This window comes from Streptomyces sp. NPDC000134, from assembly GCF_042899225.1.
In the GTDB taxonomy this organism is placed as follows: Bacteria; Actinomycetota; Actinomycetes; order Streptomycetales; family Streptomycetaceae; genus Streptomyces.
Genome location: NZ_JBIAZN010000016.1, coordinates 34,462 through 54,941 on the forward strand (window position 1 = coordinate 34,462; position 20,480 = coordinate 54,941).

General features: G+C 70.9%; 19 protein-coding genes. 10 read left to right on the forward strand and 9 right to left on the reverse strand.

Annotated elements, in window-relative coordinates; translation table 11 throughout:
* Window positions 1-520: 520 nt before the first annotated feature.
* The 3 genes from ACFY32_RS23545 (at window position 521) to ACFY32_RS23555 (ending at window position 4,749) form a co-directional block, all read left to right on the forward strand.
* On the forward strand, window positions 521-1,963 hold the full coding sequence (locus ACFY32_RS23545) for an endo-1,4-beta-xylanase (RefSeq protein ID WP_390675175.1): 1,443 nt from the start codon (window positions 521-523) through the stop codon (window positions 1,961-1,963).
* A 100-nt stretch (window positions 1,964-2,063) separates the two neighbouring features.
* The gene (locus ACFY32_RS23550; RefSeq protein ID WP_390675222.1) at window positions 2,064-3,374 is read left to right on the forward strand and encodes an RICIN domain-containing protein; all 1,311 of its coding nucleotides are present in this window, start codon (window positions 2,064-2,066) and stop codon (window positions 3,372-3,374) included.
* A 334-nt stretch (window positions 3,375-3,708) separates the two neighbouring features.
* Window positions 3,709-4,749 (forward strand): fatty acid desaturase family protein, encoded by a 1,041-nt coding sequence (locus ACFY32_RS23555; RefSeq protein ID WP_390675176.1) that lies wholly within the window; start codon window positions 3,709-3,711, stop codon window positions 4,747-4,749.
* A gap of 380 nt (window positions 4,750-5,129) precedes the next feature.
* Here ACFY32_RS23555 and ACFY32_RS23560 read toward each other — a convergent pair whose 3' ends face one another.
* Window positions 5,130-5,639 (reverse strand): DUF5994 family protein, encoded by a 510-nt coding sequence (locus ACFY32_RS23560; protein WP_359200211.1) that lies wholly within the window; start codon window positions 5,637-5,639, stop codon window positions 5,130-5,132.
* A gap of 405 nt (window positions 5,640-6,044) precedes the next feature.
* Between ACFY32_RS23560 and ACFY32_RS23565 the strand changes: the two genes are divergently transcribed.
* A complete protein-coding gene (locus ACFY32_RS23565; protein WP_359200209.1) occupies window positions 6,045-6,305 on the forward strand; it encodes a hypothetical protein in 261 nt (86 codons plus the stop codon).
* 291 nt (window positions 6,306-6,596) lie between these two features.
* On the opposite strand, the gene ACFY32_RS23570 is transcribed toward ACFY32_RS23565, so the two are convergent.
* The gene (locus ACFY32_RS23570; protein ID WP_359200207.1) at window positions 6,597-7,805 is read right to left on the reverse strand and encodes a PP2C family protein-serine/threonine phosphatase; all 1,209 of its coding nucleotides are present in this window, start codon (window positions 7,803-7,805) and stop codon (window positions 6,597-6,599) included.
* Window positions 7,806-8,208: 403 nt separating this feature from the next.
* On the opposite strand from ACFY32_RS23570, the gene ACFY32_RS23575 reads away from it, so the two are divergent.
* Both ACFY32_RS23575 and ACFY32_RS23580 read left to right on the forward strand, forming a co-directional pair.
* Window positions 8,209-8,565 (forward strand): PRC-barrel domain-containing protein, encoded by a 357-nt coding sequence (locus ACFY32_RS23575; protein ID WP_359200205.1) that lies wholly within the window; start codon window positions 8,209-8,211, stop codon window positions 8,563-8,565.
* A gap of 34 nt (window positions 8,566-8,599) precedes the next feature.
* Complete coding sequence (locus ACFY32_RS23580; RefSeq protein ID WP_359200203.1) at window positions 8,600-8,770, forward strand: hypothetical protein; 171 nt, start codon at window positions 8,600-8,602, stop codon at window positions 8,768-8,770.
* 133 nt (window positions 8,771-8,903) lie between these two features.
* On the opposite strand, the gene ACFY32_RS23585 is transcribed toward ACFY32_RS23580, so the two are convergent.
* The 3 genes from ACFY32_RS23585 to ACFY32_RS23595 form a co-directional block, all read right to left on the reverse strand.
* The gene (locus ACFY32_RS23585; RefSeq protein WP_390675177.1) at window positions 8,904-9,533 is read right to left on the reverse strand and encodes a TetR/AcrR family transcriptional regulator; all 630 of its coding nucleotides are present in this window, start codon (window positions 9,531-9,533) and stop codon (window positions 8,904-8,906) included.
* 141 nt (window positions 9,534-9,674) lie between these two features.
* Window positions 9,675-11,066 carry an amidase gene (locus tag ACFY32_RS23590; protein ID WP_390675178.1) on the reverse strand — a complete coding sequence of 464 codons (1,392 nt, stop codon included), beginning with the start codon at window positions 11,064-11,066 and terminating at the stop codon, window positions 9,675-9,677.
* On the reverse strand, window positions 11,053-11,259 hold the full coding sequence (locus ACFY32_RS23595) for a hypothetical protein (RefSeq protein WP_249626581.1): 207 nt from the start codon (window positions 11,257-11,259) through the stop codon (window positions 11,053-11,055). The genes ACFY32_RS23590 and ACFY32_RS23595 overlap by 14 nt, the downstream gene beginning before the upstream one ends.
* 148 nt (window positions 11,260-11,407) lie before the next feature.
* Between ACFY32_RS23595 and ACFY32_RS23600 the strand changes: the two genes are divergently transcribed.
* Window positions 11,408-12,733, forward strand: coding sequence for an MFS transporter (locus ACFY32_RS23600; RefSeq protein ID WP_390675179.1), 1,326 nt, complete (start codon window positions 11,408-11,410; stop codon window positions 12,731-12,733).
* Window positions 12,734-12,744: 11 nt separating this feature from the next.
* A complete protein-coding gene (locus tag ACFY32_RS23605; protein WP_359200194.1) occupies window positions 12,745-13,680 on the forward strand; it encodes an MBL fold metallo-hydrolase in 936 nt (311 codons plus the stop codon).
* A gap of 161 nt (window positions 13,681-13,841) precedes the next feature.
* On the opposite strand, the gene ACFY32_RS23610 is transcribed toward ACFY32_RS23605, so the two are convergent.
* Both ACFY32_RS23610 and ACFY32_RS23615 read right to left on the reverse strand, forming a co-directional pair.
* On the reverse strand, window positions 13,842-15,170 hold the full coding sequence (locus ACFY32_RS23610) for a class I SAM-dependent RNA methyltransferase (RefSeq protein ID WP_359200192.1): 1,329 nt from the start codon (window positions 15,168-15,170) through the stop codon (window positions 13,842-13,844).
* A 55-nt stretch (window positions 15,171-15,225) separates the two neighbouring features.
* Window positions 15,226-17,295 carry an APC family permease gene (locus ACFY32_RS23615; RefSeq protein ID WP_359200190.1) on the reverse strand — a complete coding sequence of 690 codons (2,070 nt, stop codon included), beginning with the start codon at window positions 17,293-17,295 and terminating at the stop codon, window positions 15,226-15,228.
* Between the two features lie 536 nt (window positions 17,296-17,831).
* On the opposite strand from ACFY32_RS23615, the gene ACFY32_RS23620 reads away from it, so the two are divergent.
* Entirely contained in the window at window positions 17,832-18,503 is a 672-nt protein-coding gene (locus ACFY32_RS23620) for a TrkA family potassium uptake protein (protein ID WP_190205552.1), read from the forward strand.
* A complete protein-coding gene (locus tag ACFY32_RS23625; RefSeq protein WP_359200187.1) occupies window positions 18,503-19,180 on the forward strand; it encodes a TrkA family potassium uptake protein in 678 nt (225 codons plus the stop codon). Before ACFY32_RS23620 ends, ACFY32_RS23625 begins: the two co-directional genes overlap by 1 nt.
* A gap of 43 nt (window positions 19,181-19,223) precedes the next feature.
* On the opposite strand, the gene ACFY32_RS23630 is transcribed toward ACFY32_RS23625, so the two are convergent.
* Window positions 19,224-20,063 (reverse strand): DUF3159 domain-containing protein, encoded by an 840-nt coding sequence (locus tag ACFY32_RS23630; protein ID WP_390675180.1) that lies wholly within the window; start codon window positions 20,061-20,063, stop codon window positions 19,224-19,226.
* A gap of 3 nt (window positions 20,064-20,066) precedes the next feature.
* Complete coding sequence (locus ACFY32_RS23635; protein WP_359200183.1) at window positions 20,067-20,465, reverse strand: OB-fold nucleic acid binding domain-containing protein; 399 nt, start codon at window positions 20,463-20,465, stop codon at window positions 20,067-20,069.
* Window positions 20,466-20,480: the final 15 nt, after the last annotated feature.

The following is a 20,480-nucleotide window of genomic DNA, read 5'->3' on the forward strand; positions in this document are numbered from 1 at the left end:
TTTGCGCCCCGCCCGGGGAAGAAATGGACGCGAGCGGGGATTCGATACCAAATCCCGCTGTTCCCCGGGCCGGGCCGCCGTCGCGGCCACTCCCCCGAGCCGGCCGGCGCGACCACCGGGCGGAGGCGAGGAACGACGGCCGCACAGCGGCCGGCCGGCGGCCACGCCCCTCGAAACTTTCGAAGCATCTCCAGCCCCCCGGATGCCCCCCACCCGGAATGCGTCCCCTCCAGTCCCGAACCCGTCCCTGATCTGGCCACAAACCGCGCCCTCAGCTCCGGCGTCGAAACTTTCGGACAACTGACAGAAACTTTTTCTGCAACTCGTATTGACGATCCACCGTCAACACATCAATCATCCCGTCTGAACAACCGGCCGAAGTTCGACATACCGAACCGCTCGGCCGCCTGGGCAAGCACCCGCGCCGCCCCATCACGTCCCGGTGAGGTCGGTGCCATGACCGGAAGACGCACCCCCCGCGTTTCAGTCCTTCCGTGATTCCTACCCTGGAGGCACAGTCATGGGCTCGTACGCCCTTCCCAGACCCGTCAACCGCCGAAAGATCCGCGCCCTGCTGCTGACGCTGGTCGCCGGCGTCCTCGGCGTGGTCGCCGCGCTGGTCGCGCCGCCGTCCGCGCACGCCGCCGAGAGCACGCTCGGCGCGGCGGCGGCGCAGAGCGGCCGCTACTTCGGCACCGCCATCGCCTCGGGCAGGCTGAACGACTCGGCGTACACGACGATCGCCAACCGTGAGTTCAACATGGTGACCGCCGAGAACGAGATGAAGATCGACGCCACCGAACCGCAGCGCGGCCAGTTCAACTTCACCTCCGCCGACCGCATCTACAACTGGGCCGTACAGAACGGCAAGAAGGTACGCGGCCACACCCTGGCCTGGTACGCCCAGCAGCCGAGCTGGATGCAGAACCTCAGCGGCAGCACGCTGCGCCAGGCGATGATCGACCACATCAACGGCGTGATGGCCCACTACAAGGGCAAGATCGCCCAGTGGGACGTCGTGAACGAGGCGTTCGCCGACGGCAACTCGGGCGCCCGGCGCGACTCCAACCTGCAGCGCACCGGCAACGACTGGATCGAGGCCGCCTTCCGCGCCGCCCGCGCCGCCGACCCGGCCGCCAAGCTCTGCTACAACGACTACAACATCGAGAACTGGACCTGGGCCAAGACCCAGGCCGTGTACTCGATGGTCCGGGACTTCAAGCAGCGCGGCGTGCCGATCGACTGCGTCGGCTTCCAGTCGCACTTCAACAGCGGCAGCCCGTACAACAGCAACTTCCGCACCACCCTGCAGAGCTTCGCCGCCCTCGGCGTCGACGTGGCCATCACCGAACTGGACATCCAGGGCGCCTCGGCCTCGACCTACGCCAGCGTGACCAACGACTGCCTGGCCGTCGCGCGCTGCCTCGGCATCACCGTCTGGGGCGTGCGCGACAGCGACTCCTGGCGGTCCGGTGACACGCCGCTGCTGTTCAACAACGACGGCAGCAAGAAGCCCGCGTACACCTCCGTCCTGAACGCCCTCAACGGCGGCACCAACCCCGGCAACCCCGGGAACCCCTCGGATGCCGGGCCGCTCAAGGGCGTCGCCTCGGGCCGCTGCGTGGACGTGCCCAACGCCGGCACCACGGACGGCACCCAGCTCCAACTGTGGGACTGCCACGGCGGCACCAACCAGCAGTGGGCGTTCACCGACGCCGGTGAGTTCCGGGTCTACGGCAACAAGTGCCTGGACGCGGCCGGCACCGGCACCGGCGCCAAGGTCCAGATCTACTCCTGCTGGGGCGGCGACAACCAGAAGTGGCGCCTGAACTCCGACGGAACCGTCGTCGGCGTCCAGTCCGGCCTCTGCCTCGACGCCGTCGGGGCCGGCACCGCCAACGGCACCCAGCTCCAGCTCTACACCTGCTCCGGCAGCGGCAACCAGCGCTGGACCCGCACCTGATGAGGCCCCCCACGAACGAAAGGGTGCACCGATGACGACCTACGGTGCGGCTCCCCCCGCCCCACCGGGTAGGCATCGCTGGTGGTCCCGGATCGCCGCCCTGCTGGCGGTGACCCTCGCCCTCGGCATGCTCACCGCCGTGCGTCCGACACCCGCCGCGGCGGCGACGGTGGACACCAACGCCTGGTACGTCCTGGTCAACCGCAACAGCGGCAAGGCGATGGACGTCTCCGGCACGTCCACCGCCGACGGCGCGCGGATCAACCAGTGGACGCGGCACGACCAGGCCAACCAGCAGTGGCAGTTCGTGGACTCCGGCGACGGCTACTACCGCCTCAAGTCCCGGCATTCGGGCAAGGTCCTCGACGTGGCAGGCTCCTCGACCGCCGACGGTGCCCAGATCCAGCAGTGGGCCGACCACAACGGGACCAACCAGCAGTTCCGGCTGGCCGACTCCGACGGGGGGCACGTCCGGCTGATCAACCGCGCCAGCGGCAAGGCGGTGGAGGTGCAGGGCGGCTCCACCGCCGACGGCGCCGGCGTCGTCCAGTACAGCGACTGGTCCGGCGCCAACCAGCAGTGGCAACTGGTCAAGCTGTCGTCCGGCGGCGACGGCGGTGCCGGCGGATGCGGCAGCGCCCCGACCCTGACGAGCGGTACGTACACGATCCAGAGCGGCGGCAAGAGCCGCAGCTTCATCCTCCGAGTCCCCGACAACTACGACAACAGCCACCGCTACCCGCTGATCTTCGCCTTCCACTGGCGCGGCGGAACCGCCGTCGACGTGGCCACGGGCGGCGCGAGCGGGGCCGCCTGGGCCTACTACGGCCAGCAGCAGCAGTCGAACAACAGCGCCATCCTCGTCGCCCCCCAGGGCCTCGGCAACGGCTGGGCCAACTCAGGCGGTGAGGACATCACCTTCGTCGACGACATGATCCGGCGCATCGAGTCGGGCCTGTGCGTGAACCCGGCACAGCGCTTCGCCACCGGATTCAGTTGGGGCGGCGGCATGAGCTACGCCCTCGCCTGCAGCCGGGCGAACGCCTTCCGGGCCGTCGCGGTCATCTCCGGCGGCCTGATCAGCGGATGCGACGGCGGCACCCAGCCCATCGCCTACTTCGGCATCCACGGCATCAGCGACTCCGTCCTCAACATCTCGCAGGGAAGGTCCCTGCGCGACAAGTTCGTCGCCAACAACGGCTGCACCCCGCAGACCCCGCGCGAACCCACCCCCGGCAGCCGGACGCACATCACCACCACCTACACGGGCTGCCGCGCCGGCTACCCGGTCCAGTGGGCCGCGTTCGACGGCGACCACTACCCCGACCCGGTCGACGGCTCCTCCGGCCAGAACGGCGCCGCCACCTGGGTCAAGGCAGAGATCTGGAGGTTCTTCGCCCAGTTCCAGTGACCCACCCGCACGACGGAGGGGAGCCAGGACCACCCTGGCTCCCCTCCACCGATGTCCGGCGGGTGCGCGCGAAGCAGCGGGGCAGAGCCCTTCCGCGCAGGCTCCACAATCGCCACGCGCTCCACATGACGGGTCATCGGAAGGCTGTCGAAAGGCGGACGTCCGGAGACGAGTGAGACCTGCCCGGCTGGGAACCCGGCCAGGCCGAGGGGCAGTGTCACGACAGACCGGCGCTGCGGGCGGCACCTTTCCGGGCAACGTCCGCGACCGCCCCCGGAACTCACTGGGCGGCGGCCCGGAGCCCCCGCACAGCTAGCAGAAAGCCTACCCAATCATGACAAGCGTCACGGTCCGCGTTCCGCGTTCCGAGAGTTCAGGCAGCGACTTCGCTCGGCTGTCGAGGAAGGTCGCGGATGCCGGACTGCTGGGGAGCCGCCCCGGCTACTACACGCTCCGGATCACCGCGGTGGCCGCACTCTACGCCGCCGGATGGACCGCCTTCGCCCTCGTCGGCCGTTCATGGTGGACGTTGGCGGTCGCGGCCCTCCTGGCCATCGTCTTCGGACAAGTCGCCCTGGTCGCCCATGACATGGCCCACCGCCAGGTGTTCCGCCGGCGCAGGGCCAGCGAGGCGTCCGGACGGATCGCCGCCGCGGGCATCGGGATGGGGTACGGCTGGTGGCAGGACAAGCACACCCGTCACCACGCCAACCCCAACAACGAGGACCTCGACCCCGACGTCGCCCCCGACCTGCTGGTCTGGTCCCAGGACCAGGCCCGCGCCGCCACCGGGCTCCCCCGTGTGCTCGGCCGCTGGCAGGCGTTCCTGTTCTTTCCCCTCCTCACGCTGGAGGGCTTCAACCTGCACGTGTCGAGCGGGAGGGCGGTCGCCAATCGCTCGCTCAAGCACCGCGCCCTCGACGGCGTCCTGTTGTCCGCGCACTGCGTGGCGTACCTGACCACCCTGTTCTGGGTCCTGCCGCCCGGCATGGCGATCGCCTTCCTCGCCGTCCACCAGGGCTTGTTCGGCCTCTACCTCGGCTCCCTCTTCGCCCCCAACCACAAGGGCATGCCGATCCTGAAGGGCGACGACCGCCCGGACTTCCTCCGCCGCCAAGTGCTCACCTCACGCAACGTGAACGGCGGCTGGTTCACCGACATCGCCCTGGGCGGCCTCAACCACCAGATCGAACACCACCTCTTCCCCAGCATGCCCAGCCCCAACCTGCGCAAGGCACGGACCCTCGTGCGGCGCCACTGCGAGGAACTGGGCGTGGATTACCTGGAGACCGGGCTGATCGCCTCCTACCGACAGGCACTCACCAGCCTCCATCAGGCCGGAGCACCCCTCCGGCACAAGCGCGTCCCCGCCTAGGAACTCCCGGGACCCGCGGCCGACGCGGTCGCGGGTGCCCCGGTCCGCCGAAGCCTCCCTCCGATCAGGCCGGGGGCGTCAACAGAGCGCTTCCCTCGGATTTCGTGGCTCCTGCCCGCGATCGAGCGGTCAGCTCACCGCACCCCCTCCACGGCAGCCGGAACGTCGTGCGACGGTCCCGGGCCGGAGGGTGGAATGCGGCGCCACGGTCGGCGGTGCCGGTAATCGAGCCGGTGGACGAGGAACGCGCCCTGGCGGATGTCACCGCCGAAAGCGCGACCACCGCACAAGGACGTCCACGGTCGTGACACCCGCTTCGACCGGTCCGCCGGCACGGCGCCGGCCGTTCGGCCCGGTGCGCGAGCGGCCGGAGTTGAGGGTCAGGGGCCGCCTTCGGCTTCCCAGGCCGCCTCCGCGGTCCGGTCGCCCTCGGTCACCGGCCGGGGGGCGTCCGCCATGAGCCGGCTCGCGCAATCGCTGCGCCGGGGGTCGCTCGCGGCGGCCATCAGCCACGCGGCCCGCTCCGGACCCGTCGCCGGGGGGACGACCAGAAGGTTCCAGCGGCCCACGCGGTAAGAGAGCAGCAGCAGCTCGTGCGGGTCCTGCTCGGCCCGGAACCAGCCCACCTTCACCACATGCCCGGCGACGGTGACCTTGTGCGGTACGACCGGCCACTGAGCGGGGTTCACCGTGATCCGGGTGATCCGTCCCCACAGTGGATCGAGCACGGCCGCCAGTGCGGGCAGTTCGGCGTGGAGGTCACGGGAGCGCGGCCACCAGGCGCCGTCCAGCAGTGCCGGCGCGGAGCCGGCCGGGGCGAGAGCGAGGCGCGGACCGGAGGGGGCCGGCCGGCCTTCGGATGTCGTCGGGCGGGAGATGGTCACAGTCATGACGCGGACCCTGCCCCGGACCGGACGTGACCGGCCCGGCGTATTCGATCGCCGAAAACGACACAGGATCGGATGCCGGTGCCCCAAGGATTCTCGGTACTCCCCACCGTACTCCCCGAACCACCCGAAGGGCGGCGCGGTCGCGGACCGTCTGCCGCCGGTGCCCATGGAGCCCGGTCGCTCACGTGCGGTCCGACGTGTCCCTGCTTCGGGCCCGCGGACGTCCGGTCCCGGCACCGGCGGGGACACGGGCGGCGGCACTCGCTCCCGGGCCTGCGGGAACACACGGTGTCGTTCGCACCACCCGGTCCGAGCGGATGCGTCGAGGTCCGAGGCGGGTGATCTGTGCGACTAGAGTGATCGGCGCTCTGATCCGATCGCATCCAGCCGCGCAGTGAGGTCGTCATGGAGTCCCAGGAAGCACCCTCGGCCGGGTATGCCGAGGTTCACATCGTCTCCGCGTCGCCCGAGGACGCACGGCGGGTGGCGGAAGTCCTCCGTCGTTGCTTCGCCGCCACCGAACAGCGCAGTTATCCGGCGAACGACGAGGGCGGCACCCGTCTCGAACTCACCGTGGACACCACCCGCGCGGCAGAGCCCGCCCGTTCGTGGCTGGAGTCCAGCCGGTCGAGCGAACACACCGGCCTGGAGACCAGGCGCGACTGATCTTCCGCCCATGCCGGCCGGCGGCCGTCGGCCCACCGGGTCCCTCCCCCGGCCACTGCGCGAACTCCCGTCCGTGCCCGGGGTCGACAGCGGAGCCGATGATCGGCACAACGCCGGAAAGCCCAGCGAGCGCGACCCCAGTTCCCTGCGCGCGCCCCGGCGCCATCCGCGCCCGACCGATGGCGCAGCCGCCCGACCGGCGGCACAGCACTCCGCGTCACCCGCGCGGAAACCGGGCGCACCGACTACGCAGGACGCTCCGGTTCATCCCCCGGGAGCGGTCCGTCGTGTTCATGACGGAGAAGAGGCATCGGTGAGGTCGGCACCCGTGGCGGCGTCCCGCCCGGCCCTGTCGAGACCGTGCCAGTCCAGGCACATGACAGTCGCGTCGTCTTCCAGGTGCCCCTGGTTGGCGTCGACGACTGCCGCCACGAGAGTGCGGGCGGCCTCGCGGGGATGCAGAGCGCGGGTACGGACGATCAGTGCCCGCAGATCGACACTGCCGGCTCTGCGTTCCAGCATGCCGTCCGTCAGCATCACCAGCCGGTCGCCCGGCCGCAGATTCAACGACTGCACCCGGTAGGTATGGGGCACCTGGAAACCGAACGGCAGATCGATCAGTGGAGTGATCTCCCGCACCTTGCCGTCGCGTATCACCAACGGCCAGGGGTGTCCGGCGTTGATGAACGCCGTCCCGCCATCGACCAGGCTGATGCGCAGCAACTGCCCGGTGACGTAGCTCTGGCTGTGTTCACGCATGGCCCGGTCGGCCTGGCGGGCCTGCTCGGCGAGGTCGGCGCCCGCTCGCCGGGCCCGGCGCAGGGCACCGACGACGAGGGTGGCCAGGAGCGCGGCGTCGACGTCGTGGCCCATGGCGTCGGTGACGGAGAGCTGCACCGCGTCCCGGTCGATCGTGTAGTCGAAGGTGTCACCCCCGACGTGGTCGGCCGGTTCCAGCGCCCCGGCAACCGCGAATTGCGCCGCCTCGCACGCCAGCGACGCCGGCAGCAGCCGATGCTGGATCTCCGCTGCCAGGCTCAGCGGACTGGTGCGGCGGCCCCACTGATAGACGTCGGTGAAGGACCGGTTCGCGATGACGATGTAGGCCAGGGCGTGCGCGCTTTCGCCGATCTCCCGCATCACCTCGGCGGTCGGTGCCGCGGGCAGGAACAGTTCGAGAAGCCCCATGGCATCGCCGCGGTTGGTCACCGGGGCGACCACGCGCACCCGCCCGTCCTCGCCCAGGTCCTCCACGCGCGGTTGCTGGGTACGGATCACGTCGTCGTACAGGGTGCCGCGCAGCGTGATGCGCCGGGCGGGCTCGTCGGTCTCGACGCTTCCCGCGGTCCCCAGTCGAACGACCGAACCACCGGTGAAGTCGGTGAGCAGGAACGACACCGACACAGCTCCGAGGTGCTCACCGAGCATCCGCGCGACCACGTCGAGAGACTCCACCGGCGCGGCGGCCTCTGCCGCCGCCAGCACCCCTGCCAGGCTCACCGCCCTACGACCGGCGGCCCTCGCGGAGGGGCTCGTCGGCCCACCGTCGCTACCCGGTTCAGATCCGCTCACGCCGACTCCCTGATGCGTATGGCCGTTGGCTGATGCGAGATGGCCGCTGGGGCCCGGCCAAAGGGCTGAGAGGCACGTTACAGGTGGGATGCCTGCTCTTTGTTCCACCACGGCCGCGACAGTGCCTGCGGAAGACCCCTTCAGCAGGCGGGTCGACGACGAGTACACGGGCGCGAGCCCGGGACACTCGCCAGAGCCGGGTTTCCAGCACCCGGCCGTCCCACGGCACAGTCCGCACCGACCCGCAATCGGAGGTGTCCTCAGGGACGATCCGGGCACCCTGAGGCCGTGCCCTCTTCGAGCGCACGGTCGTACGAAGGGAAACCGGCAAATGATCCGGAGTGCGGATATCCGTGAGTGGCGCACCCTCGACGTGGTCGACTCGGGCGGCCACAAGATCGGCACGCTGGAGGCTGTCTACGTGAGCACCAGCACCGACGAGCCCACCATGGTCACCGTTCAGGTCGGACTGCCCACCCGCCGCCGTCTGGTCTTCGTCCCCTTGGACGGCGCGGTCGTGGGGCCGGGCTACGTCAGGGTCGACCACGACCGGGCGCTGGTGAAGAAGTGCCCGGCGATCGGCACCGACGATGTGCTGCCCGTCGAGGACGAGGCGGCGGTGTTCGCGCACTACGGCCTGCCCTATCAGCCTGGCGCGAACGGTGAGAGGCAACTCGCCCGCCGCTGACCGACTCCACCGAACCGAAGGGGTGCCTCACATCATGACGCTTTTCCTCCTCCTCGTCATCGCGGCGATCGTGCTGGGCATCATCGGCTTCGTCGCCAAAGGACTGTTCTACCTGTTCGTCATCGGGATCGTGGTACTGGTCGCGGCCTTGGTGTACCTGGGCACGCACATGCGAGGCTCCGGTCGGAACCAGCGCACGCGCTGAAACGCCGGCTCCGCGAGCACGGAGCCAAGCGGTCGCTCGCACCGCTGACGTGAAGGCACACCCCTGCCTGCCGGTACAGCCAGCCGCTCGGCCTCCACGGCCCAGTGGCCAGACCGCCCGATGAGCGAAGTGGTCAGTTGTCGGGTTTCTTCTTCGAGCGCCGGGGGACGGCGGCCTGGGTGGGGCCAGCGCCGGCCTCGGCCTGCTGGGCGTACACGGCGTTCGTCACGAGTTCGCGTGCGTATGCGGCGTCCAGCCGGCCGGGGCGGAAGAGGATGCGGTACATGATCGGCGCCACGACACGGTCGATCAGCAGTTCCGTCTCGGGCACCGGCTCCCCCCGCTGCGCCGCACGGGCCAGCACGACGTCGATCTGCTCCGCGGCATACGCCGAACACTGACCGGCATTGGTTCCGTGGGGGTCGCCGAGCAGGGCATCCCGGATGTAGGCGCGTCCGGGCGGCGAGGCCATCTCGTCGACGAACTGTTCCGCCCACGCGTCGAGATCGGCCCGCAGGCTGCCGAGATCGGCCGGTTCCGTTTCCGGGCGCAGTCGTTCTACGGCCACGTCGGACAGGAGTTCCTGCAGGTCGCCCCAGCGACGGTAGATCGTGGAGGGAGTCACGCCCGCCCGAGTGGCCACCATCGGGACCGTGAGCGCGTCGCGGCCCACCTCCGCTACGAGTTCACGCACCGCCGCATGGACGGACTCCTGCACGCGTGCGCTGCGCCCGCCGGGGCGGACCATGGGCCTGGGACTCATGCGATCCACCTTAATGCGACTTTCTTGCTTCTAGGCGGTGGCCGGCGTCGGCGGCCCCGGGGCTGCGTATCCGGGCGCCCGAGCACGGCGGACGCCCCTGCGGCGACGCGACCACATGCCGGCTGGAACGTCCGCCTTCCCTCAGGCAGCGAGGGGAGCAAGCCGCCCCGCGCCGGCCACCGACTCCTCGTAGACCCGGCCCACACGGAGCACCGTCGCGTCGTGGAAGGGGCGCGCCATCAGCTGCATACCGATCGGCAGTCCGGCGCGGTCGTGACCGACCGGCAGGGTGAGGGCCGGGACGCCGGTGATGTTGGCTGGGGCACAGAGGCGGACGTAGCTGTCCGACACGGCCTCGGTCGTGCCATCGGCCCACTCGACGGCTTCCTGCCCCGCCTCGACGGCGGTCATCGGCACCGTCGGCGCGGCGAGGACGTCGATTCCGTGGAACATGCGAGCCCAGGCGTCTCGCATCATGGTGCGGGCCCGCTGGGCGCGGAGGTAGTCGCCCGCGGAGGTGAGTTCGCCGGCCTCCAGCAGGATGCGAACGTCCGCCGCGTACAGGTCGGGGGTGGCCCGCAGCGACCGCTCGTGGTAGGCGGTGGCCTCGGGAACCATCAGCCCCCACTGAACGGCCTGGACGTAACGCGCCATCGGGATCTCGACGTCGACCAGCTCCGCCCCCAGCTCCGCCAGCCGCTCGATCGCGCCGCGTACGGACTCCTCGACCTCGGGCGTGACCCGGTCGAAGTAGTGGTTCCGCGGTACGCCGACCTTCAGTCCCCGCAGGTCGCCTCCCGGGAAGCGGTCCGGCATCGGGCCGGACACGCTCGCCGGGTCGCGCGGGTCGTGGCCGGCGGTCGCCGACAGCACCAGCGCGGCGTCCTGGACGGTGCGAGTGAGAGGGCCCACGTGGTCCAGGGACCAGGACAGCGAGGTCACGCCGGTGCGTGGGACCAGGCCGTAGGTCGGCTTGAGGCCCACCACGCCGTTCAGGGCAGCGGGGACCCGGATGGAACCGCCCGTGTCCGTGCCCATGGCGAACGTCGCCCCGCCGGCGGCGACAGCTACCGCCGAGCCGCCGCTCGATCCGCCCGCGACCCGGCTGTGGTCCCAGGCGTTGTTCGTCTGCGGAGTGGTCAGGCCGTAGGCGAACTCGTGCGTGTGCGTCTTGCCCAGGAGGACGGCCCCGGCGGCGCCGAGCCGTTCGGCCACCCGGCTGTCGCGTTCCGCCACGTGCCCGGCCCGGACGTGCGAACTCGCCGTGGTGGGTATCCCCTCCGCGTCGATCAGATCCTTGAGCGCCATGGGAATCCCGTGCAGCGGCCCGCGCGGTCCGCTTCCGGAGATCTCCCGTTCGGCGCGGACCGCCGCGGCCAGGGCCGCGTCGGCGGCGACGGTGACGTAGGCGCCCAGCCGTCCTTCGACGGCGGCGATACGGGCGAGCACCGATTCGGTGAGTTCGACGGGGGACAGCTCCCGTGTGCGCACCGCGCGGGAGGCTTCGGTCAGCGACAGCTCAAACGGTTGCATCGGCGTTCCCCTGTCCGGCTCGGTAGGAGGACGCGGGAGGGGTCTCGCCGAAATCGAGCTCGCGCAACGTGCTGATCACGGAGTGGATGTAGTTGGCCGTCATGGCCACTCCTTCGTGTCGGCCGTCCCCGAGGGGGAGCCCCGCCCGCAGCGCCCCTCGGGCTGCCTCTTGGGGGGTGAGTTCGCTGGTCATTGCTTCCTTCCGGATCTGTGCGGCGCGACGGGCCGGTTCTGGTACAGGACCTCCGACCCCCGTAAAAGCAACTCGTTTGCTTTAGCCGATCGTAGGGCTTACGGTGGCTTAAAGCAAACCAATCGCTTTTAGCACGGGAAGGGTCCTCATGCAGAGCGTCCCCGCGGGCCTCGCGCCTCCCCGCACCTCTCCATCCGGGCGCCTGCCGTTCGCATTGCACGCCTCGATCCTGATCGCGCTGCTCGCCGCGTCCAGCGCGCCGACCCCGCTGTACCCCCGCTACCAGGCTCAGTGGCAGTTGTCGTCCCTCGACATCACCGTGGTCTTCAGCGCCTACGCTCTGGCGCTCCTGATCGCACTGCTGACGACCGGAACCCTTTCCGACCATGTCGGACGCCGCCCCGTGCTGCTGGGCGCGCTCGCGGTCCAGGTCGCCTCCATGGCACTGTTCGCGACGGCCGGCGGCCTGACCACCCTGATCGGCGCCCGCCTGCTGCAGGGCATCGCCACCGGCGCGGCAACCAGCGCAGCAGGTGCGGCTCTCCTCGACCTGGAAGACCCCGCCCGGCCGGGCCGCCCCGCTCTGGCCAACAGCATCGCGCCGGTGACGGGCATGGCGGCCGGCGTCCTGGCAGCCACCCTCATGGTGCGCTTCGCCCCCGTTCCGACGATCACGGTGTACGCGGCCCTGATCGCCGTGTTCGCCGCGCAGGCCATCGCCCTCGTCTCGACGCCCGAGACCGTCCGCCGCCGTCCCGGAGCACTGCGCTCGACGCGGCCCCACCTGGCGCTGCCGTCGGCGGCCGCGCACGCTCTCCTGCTCAACGGCGCCGGCGTCGTCGCCGTCTGGGCACTCGGCGGCTTCTACTCGTCCCTGGGACCGGGCTTCACGCGGCTCATCTCTCCCGGCGGACCCGAAGGCGCCGGCGGCATGGTCTTCTTCACGCTGACGGCCGTCGCCGCCCCGACGGTGTACTTCACGCGCAGGACGCGTGCCGACGTCTCCGCTCTTCTCGGGAGCTGCGCGGTGATTCCGGCGGCCGTCCTGACCCTGGGGGCCCTCCATCTCGCCGGCCCCGTGCTTCTCTTCGCCGGGGCGGCGCTGGCCGGGTTCGGCTTCGGAGCCGTCTCCCAGGGTGCGCTGCGCGCGGTCGTCGGCTCGGTCCCGGCCCGGGAGAAGGGCGGCACGCTCGCCTCCTATTACGTACTCAGCTACCTGGCGATGAGTCTGCCCGCCATCGGCGCCGGCGCCCTCACCGCCGGCTTCGGGCTGCGTGCGGCGGCACTGGTTTACGCCGGCTGCGTGGCCGTACTGGCGACCGTCGCGGTCGCGACGCTGGCCGCGTCGCTGCGCAGTCGACGCCGGGCACCGTCCCCGGACACCCACTCCCGCCCGGTGACGAGCAACTGCACATCCGCCTCATCCGACACACCCGCTCCGGACATCTCCGTCCTCGCGACTCGTAACAGGTAAGGAACGTCGCCGTGTTCACCTCATCGCAGACGACCAAGTCCATCACTCCCCCCGCCTCTTCCTGGACGGTGGGCAACCACACCGTCCGACGCATCGACGAAGTGGTCCTGCCCGCCGGGACCGGTCCGTGGCTGCTGCCCGGGGCAACCACCGACCTGGTGAGCCGGACTCCCTGGCTGAGCCCCGAATTCGCCGACGAACAAGGCGTCCTGCGCCTGGCGAGTCACAGCTTCGCCGTCGAGGTGGACGGCATGCGGGTGCTGGTGGACACCGGCATCGGGAACGGCAAGCGGCGCGCCAACCCCGCCTGGCACAACCTGAACAGCGACTACGAAGCACGGCTACGGGCGGCGGGCTTCGCGCCGGAGAGCGTTGACCTCGTGGTCCTGACCCACCTCCACGCCGACCACGTGGGGTGGAACACGCGTGCCGAGGGCGACGCCTGGGTGCCCACCTTCCCGAACGCGCGCTATCTCACCTCACGCACCGAGTGGGACTACTGGGCGGGTGTCGACATGGAGGAGGCGCGTCGGCAGATGTTCCGGGACTCGGTCCATCCCGTCCGGGAAGCAGGTCTGCTCGACCTCATCGATGTCGCGGACGAGGGCACGGACGTCGCGCCGGGCATCCGTCTGCTGCCCACCCCCGGCCACACACCGGGACAGGTGGCGGTGGAACTGAGCAGCCGTGGCGAGACCGCACTGGTCACCGGTGACAGCATCCACCACCCGGTCCAGATGGCGCATCCGGAGCTCTGCAGCTGTGTGGACGTCGCTCCCGGACTCGCGGCCAGGACCCGGAACCAGGTGCTCGGCTCACTGGCCGGTACGTCAACTCTCCTGCTCGGGAGCCACTTCCCGCCGCCGACCGCCGGACACGTGCTGCGCGAGAACGGCGGGTTCCGACTGGTCCCGGCTCCCACAGGGGTCACGCCCATCGGCGGCTGAAGCGCCCGGAGCCGGCTGCCGGCTGTCCCTCGTGGGCGACAGTCACGCCGACGCGTCGCGAACGACGGCAACCCACCGGCCCCACTCGCCCAACGCCGACCGAGCAACGCGGCCCTGCTCCGGACTCGCGTACGACCCCCGCCACACCCTGCAACCGCAGGTCAGGAGCCCTTAGCGGCCGGTTCGAGGATGGCGACGCACTCCACATGATGCGTCATCGGAAACAGATCGAACGCCCGAAGCGTCCGCACCCGGTACCCCCCCTCCCGGAAGTACCCCAGGTCCCGGGCCAGTGCCGCCGGGTCGCAGGCCACGTAGGCGATGCGGCGGGCGTTCAGGGACGTGAGGTGGGCGACCGTCTTGCGGCCGGCGCCCGCGCGGGGCGGGTCGAGGACCACGAGGTCGACCTCGGAGATGCCGGTGCGCGGCAGGACCGCCTCGACCTTGCCCTGTTCGACGCGGACCCGGTCGAAGTCGGCGAGGTTGTGCCGCGCGTCCTCGACGGCGCGCTTGCCGGACTCGATGCCGAGGACCGCGCCCGTCTCGCCGACCCGGTCGGCCAGCGCGCCCGCGAAGAGGCCGGCTCCGCAGTACAGGTCGAGGGCCATGTCGCCCTTGCGGGGCAGCAGGCCCTGCATGACCGCGGTCACCAGGGTGTCGGCCGCCTTGGGGTGGACCTGCCAGAAGCCGCCGTTGCCGACCCGGTAGGTGCGGCCGTCGGCGCGTTCGCGGACGAAGGGGCGGCCGTGGACGCGGTGCACGCCCCCGTCCTTCTCGCCGACCCGCAGCACCGAGACCGGGCGGTCCAGTTCCACCAGGGGCAACCGCGCGCCCGGCTCGGGCGTGAGGATCACCTGCCGGTCCTGGGAACCGCTGGCCGCGATCGCCTCGACCGAGGCCATGCCCGCCCAGTCGCGCTTCTCGATGCCCAGCTCGCTGACCCCGGGCGCCGCGATCATGCAGTGGTCGATCGGCTGCACCTCGTGCGAGCGGTGCTTGCGCAGCCCCGCGTTGCCGTCGGCGTCGACGGCGTACTGCACGCGCGTGCGCCACGACGGGACCTCGCCGGCCGGCACCTTGTCGCCCTCGGCGGGCATCACCGTGCCGTCCCAGCCCGCCTCCTCGGGCGTCAGCCCCGCGAGCCGCCGCAACTGCTCGGCGATCACCTCGCCCTTCAGGCGGCGCTGGGCGCCCGGCTTGGCGTGCTGCCAGTCGCAGCCGCCGCAACGGCCGGGGCCGGCGAAGGGGCAGGGCGCCTCGACCCGGTCCTTGGAGGCGGCGAGGATCTCGACCGCGTCCGCGCGCAGGAAGCGGGCCCCCTCCTCGCCCTCGGTGACGCGGGCCACGACCCGCTCGCCGGGCAGCGCGTGCCGGACGAAGAGCACCTGCCCCTCGGACGTACGGGCGATGCAGTGGCCGCCGTGGGCGACGGGGCCGATCTCGACCTCGTACTCCTCCCCGACCAGCGACGTCTTCGGTTCTGCCTGCATGGCGGGGTGACTCCAGTAACGAGAACGGGACGACAAAGGACAACAGCCGTCCAGTCTACGTCGGGTCCGAGGGCTCCTTCGTCCGGTCGTGGTGGTGGAGGTGGTGGTGGTGCGCCGGACCGCGCCGGACCGCGCCGGGCGCGTTCCACTCCTGCTGCCTGCGGGCCCGCCGCTTGGCCGCCTCGGAAGACTGGAGCTGGTACGGCACCGAGGTCACCATCACGCCCGGGGTGAACAGCAGCCGGCCCTTGAGGCGCAGCGCGCTCTGGTTGTGCAGCAGGTGCTCGTACCAGTGGCCGACCACGTACTCGGGGATGATCACGGAGACCGCGTCGCGCGGCGACTCCTTGCGCAGGCTCTTGACGTACTCGATGACCGGCCGCGTGACCTCGCGGTAGGGCGAGTCCAGGACCTTGAGGGGTACGTCGATGCCGCGCCGTTCCCACTCGTCGCGCAGCGCCTTGGTCTCCGTCGGGTCGACGTTGACGCTGAGCGCCTCCAGGCTGCCCGAGCGCAGCAGCTTGGCGTAGGACAGGGCGCGCAGTGCCGGGCGGTGGATCTTGGAGACGAGGACGACGGAGTGGACGCGGGAGGGCCGCACCATGTCGTCGTCGGGGGTGTCGGGGGCGGCGATCTCCTCGGCGACCCGGTCGTAGTGCTTACGGATCGCGGTCATCGTGGCGTAGAAGATGCACATGCCGAGCAGCGCGACCCAGGCGCCGTGGGTGAACTTCGTGACCAGCACGACGACCAGGACCAGGCCGGTGAAGAAGGCGCCGAAGGCGTTGATGGCCCGGGAGCGGACCATGTGGCGCCGCTTGGCCGGGTCCTTCTCGGTGGCCAGGTGGCGGTTCCAGTGGCGGACCATGCCGGTCTGGCTGAGCGTGAAGGAGACGAAGACGCCGACGATGTAGAGCTGGATCAGCCGGGTGGAGTCGGCGCCGTAGATGCAGACCAGCAGCACGGCCGCGCCGGCCAGCAGCACGATGCCGTTGGAGAACGCGAGGCGGTCGCCGCGGGTGTGCAACTGGCGGGGCAGGTAGCGGTCCTGGGCGAGGATCGAGCCGAGCAGCGGGAAGCCGTTGTACGCGGTGTTCGCGGCGAGGAAGAGGACCAGGGCGGTGGCGGCGGCCAGCACGACGAACAGGAAGCTGCCCTTGCCGAAGACGGCCTCGGCGACCTGGGAGATCACCGGGTTCTGGACGTAGTCCGCGCCGACCGCGGCACCGTTGTGGATCAGGTCGACGGCCGGGTTCTCGGCCATCCGGACGCGGGTGGCGGAGGCCAGCGCGATGATGCCGCAGAACATGGTGACCGCGAGCAGGCCCATCATGGCCAGCGTGGTCGCCGCGTTCTTGGACTTGGGCTTGCGGAAGGCGGGGACGCCGTTGGAGATCGCCTCGACGCCGGTGAGCGCCGCGCAGCCGGAGGAGAAGGCCCGCAGCAGCAGGAAGACCAGGGCGAAGCCGGCCAGTCCCTGGTGCTCGGGCTTGATCTGGTAGTCGGCGGTCGGCGCGCGCATGTGGTCGCCGAGCACGAGCCCGCGGAACACGCCCCAGGCGATCATGATGAAGACGCCCGCGACGAAGACGTACGTCGGGATCGCGAAGAGCTTGCCGGACTCCTTGACGCCGCGCAGGTTCATCAGCGTCAGCAGCACGATGACGGCGACCGCGCAGAAGACCTTGTGCTCGACGACGAACGGGATCGCGGAGCCGAGGTTCTCGATGCCGGAGGCGATGGAGACGGCGACGGTCAGCACGTAGTCGACGAGCAGCGCGCTGGCCACGGTCAGGCCCGCCTTGGGGCCGAGGTTGGTGGTGGCGACCTCGTAGTCGCCGCCGCCGCTCGGGTAGGCGTGCACGTTCTGCCGGTAGGAGGCGACCACGGTGAACATCAGCACGACGACCGCGAGGGCGATCCAGGGACTGAAGTGGTACGCCGACACGCCCGCGATGGACAGGACCAGCAGCACCTCGCCGGGCGCGTACGCCACGGAGGACAGCGGGTCGGAGGCGAAGACGGGAAGGGCGACGCGCTTCGGCAGAAGCGTTTCACCCAGCCGGTCGCTGCGCAGTGCGCGCCCGATCAGAATCCGTTTGGGCACGTCGGTCAGTTTGGACACAACAGAGGATCGTAAGCGTTCGAACGGGGGGTCGCCCACCCGCCACCCCCGATCCGGCGTCCCTCTGCTCTCCGGGTGAAATCGGCGGGCCGCGCGGCTACGGATTCCGCAGGTGACCGAGGTGGCATGCCTATATGACAAAACCCGGCCGCCGGCCGCCGGAACCGGCCCCGCTCGCGCCTTCCGCCCGCCCTCAGGAGGTCCCATGCCCCCCTTCGCAGAGCTGATCGGCGCCGCCGCCGCGCTCGTCGGCCTCGGATTCCTGACACTTGCCAGCATCCGCAGCATCGGCCGCCGCCGCTCCTCGGCCGGGGGGTGAGACCGACGGGGGGCGGCGGGGGCGAGGCCGACGGGGCGAGGACGTGCCCGCGCCGGGCGTCCGGGCACCCGGGAGGAGTCAGGCCCGGCCGGCACCGGCATGATGTTCCCCTGCGGCCCGCACGCTGGCCGCGACCTGTCGCCGGCGAGCCGAAAGAGAGACATGAGCACGACAGCCAGCAAGGTCACCGAGCCTGCAGGAAGCGCGGTGTGACACGATGCACATTGTCATCATGGGCTGCGGCCGAGTGGGCTCCGCTCTCGCCCAGAGCCTGGAACAGCAGGGGCACACGGTCGCCGTGATCGACCAGGACCCCACCGCCTTCCGCCGCCTGGGCTCCTCGTTCGGCGGTCGCAGGGTCACCGGCGTCGGCTTCGACCAGGACACGCTGCGCGAGGCGGGCATCGAGGAGGCCGGCGCCTTCGCCGCCGTCTCCAGCGGTGACAACTCCAACATCATCGCCGCCCGGGTGGCCCGCGAGATGTTCGCCGTCGAGCACGTCGCCGCGCGCATCTACGACCCCCGCCGCGCCGAGGTCTACCAGCGCCTGGGCATCCCCACCGTGGCCACCGTCCGCTGGACGGCCGACCAGATGCTGCGCCGGCTGCTGCCCTCGGGCGCCGAGCCGCTGTGGCGCGACCCGACCGGCGGCGTCCAGTTGGCCGAGGTGCACACCGCCGCCTCCTGGGTCGGCCACAAGGTCAGCCGGCTCCAGGACGAGACCGGTGTGCGGGTGGCGTTCCTCACCCGGCTCGGGGAGGCGATCCTGCCCAGCTCGCAGACGGTGCTGCAGGAGGGCGACCTGGTGCACGTGATGATGCGCACCGACGAGGTCGACAAGGTCGAGGCGGCGTTCGCCAAGGGTCCCGAAGAGGAGGGCGGTCACTGATGAGGGTCGCCATTGCCGGAGCCGGCGCGGTCGGCCGCTCGATCGCGGGCGAACTGCTGGAGAACGGCCACGAGGTCCTGCTCATCGACAAGGCGCCGACCGCCATCTCGGTCGAGCGCGTCCCGCTGGCCGAGTGGCTGCTCGCCGACGCCTGCGAGATCACGTCCCTGGACGAGGCCGCGCTCCAGCGCTGCAACGTCGTCATCGCCGCGACCGGCGACGACAAGGTGAACCTCGTGGTCTCCCTGCTGGCCAAGACGGAGTACGGCGTTCCGCGCGTCGTCGCCCGGGTGAACAACCCCAAGAACGAGTGGCTGTTCAACGAGTCGTGGGGCGTCGACGTCGCCGTCTCCACCCCGCGGCTGATGTCCGCCCTGGTCGAGGAGGCGGTGAGCGTCGGCGACCTGGTCCGGCTGCTGCGCTTCAGCCACGGCGACGCCAACCTCGTGGAGCTGACGCTGCCCGAGGAGTCGGCGCTGGCCGGCACCCAGGTCGGCGACGTGGCGTGGCCGGAGGACACGTCCCTGGTCACGATCATCCGCGGTACGCGGGTGATGGCGCCGTCCCCGGAGGACTCGCTGGAGCCGGGCGACGAGCTGCTGTTCGTGGCGGCGCAGGCCCGCGAGGAGCAACTGGAGGACCTGCTGTCGGCGCGGCGGGGCGGCGCCGACGACTGACCGCGTGGCCCCCGGGGACGCCGTCCCCGGGGGCTTCACCGGCTCAGGGCTTGCGGTGCCGGGCGGACCGGGGCTCCCCGGCACCGCCCGCAGGCTCCCCGGCACCGCCCGCAGGCTCTCCGACACCGCCCGCAAGCTCCCCGGCACCGCCCGCAGGCTCCCCGGCCGGGCCCGCCGGCTCCCCCTCGGCGGCCTGCTGCTCCGCCCGCTCCGCCGCCTCCATCTCCGCGAAGACGTCGATCGGCGCGGGCGCCTTGGCCAGGAAGACCCAGGTCAGCCAGACGGCGAGCAGGAACGGCGGGATCTTCAGGGCGACCAGGACCCAGCCCAGCGACTCGGTGTCCGCCCACCAGTACAGCGGGAAGAGGATCGCGCACTTGGCGAGCAGGATCAGGCCCCAGGCGTAACTGGCCTTGGCGTACGCCTTCTTGCGGCCCGGGTTGCGGGTGCGCCAGGAGAGGTTCTCCTTGAAGACCGGGCCGAGGATCAGACCGATCAGCGGCACCCCGGCCAGCGTGGTGACGATGTACGCCAGCCCCAGGCCGAGGGTGTAGAGCATGCCCGGGAGATAGAAGTTCTTCGCGTTGTCGGTCATCATCGCGAAGACCACGCCGAAGGCGACACCGAAGACGCCGCTGAAGGCGTGCTTGACGGTGTCCTTCATCACCAGGCGGACCACGACCAGCACCAGCGACACCGCCAGCGCGGCGATCGCCGACAGGTGCAGGTCGTTGTTGATCGTGAAGATCGTGACGAAGAGGAGACCCGGCAGGACCGTCTCGATCATGCCCCGCACGCCGCCGAAGGCTTCGAAGAGGGCGGCCTCCGTCACCGCTCTGGCGTCCGCTTCCGTGTCTTCGGTCGGCTTGTCGAGGGACGTCACCGGCTACTCCCGTCCGAGGGGTCGCAGTTCGTACTTGGGATTGAACAGCACCCGGCGGCCCCGGCTCAGGGAGATCCGGCCCGATGCGATGAGCTTGCGCCCCGGTTCTATACCCGTGATGGAACGCCTGCCCAACCACACCACGTCCAAGGCGGCGGAGCCGTCGAACAACTCGGCCTCCAGCGCCGGGACTCCGGCGCGTGGTCGCAGCGTGACCGTGCGCAAGGTACCAGTAACCGTCACGATCTGGCGGTCCTGGCAGTCACCGATGCGTGTACAGCCGGTGGTGGCGGCGTCTTCCCGCAGCTCCTCCGACTCCAGGTCCTCCTGCGAGGAGGAGAGCCGGTCGAACATGCGCCGCAACCGGCCCACCGGCTTGCCGGAACGAGGAACAGCACTCATACCTGAAGCGTACCG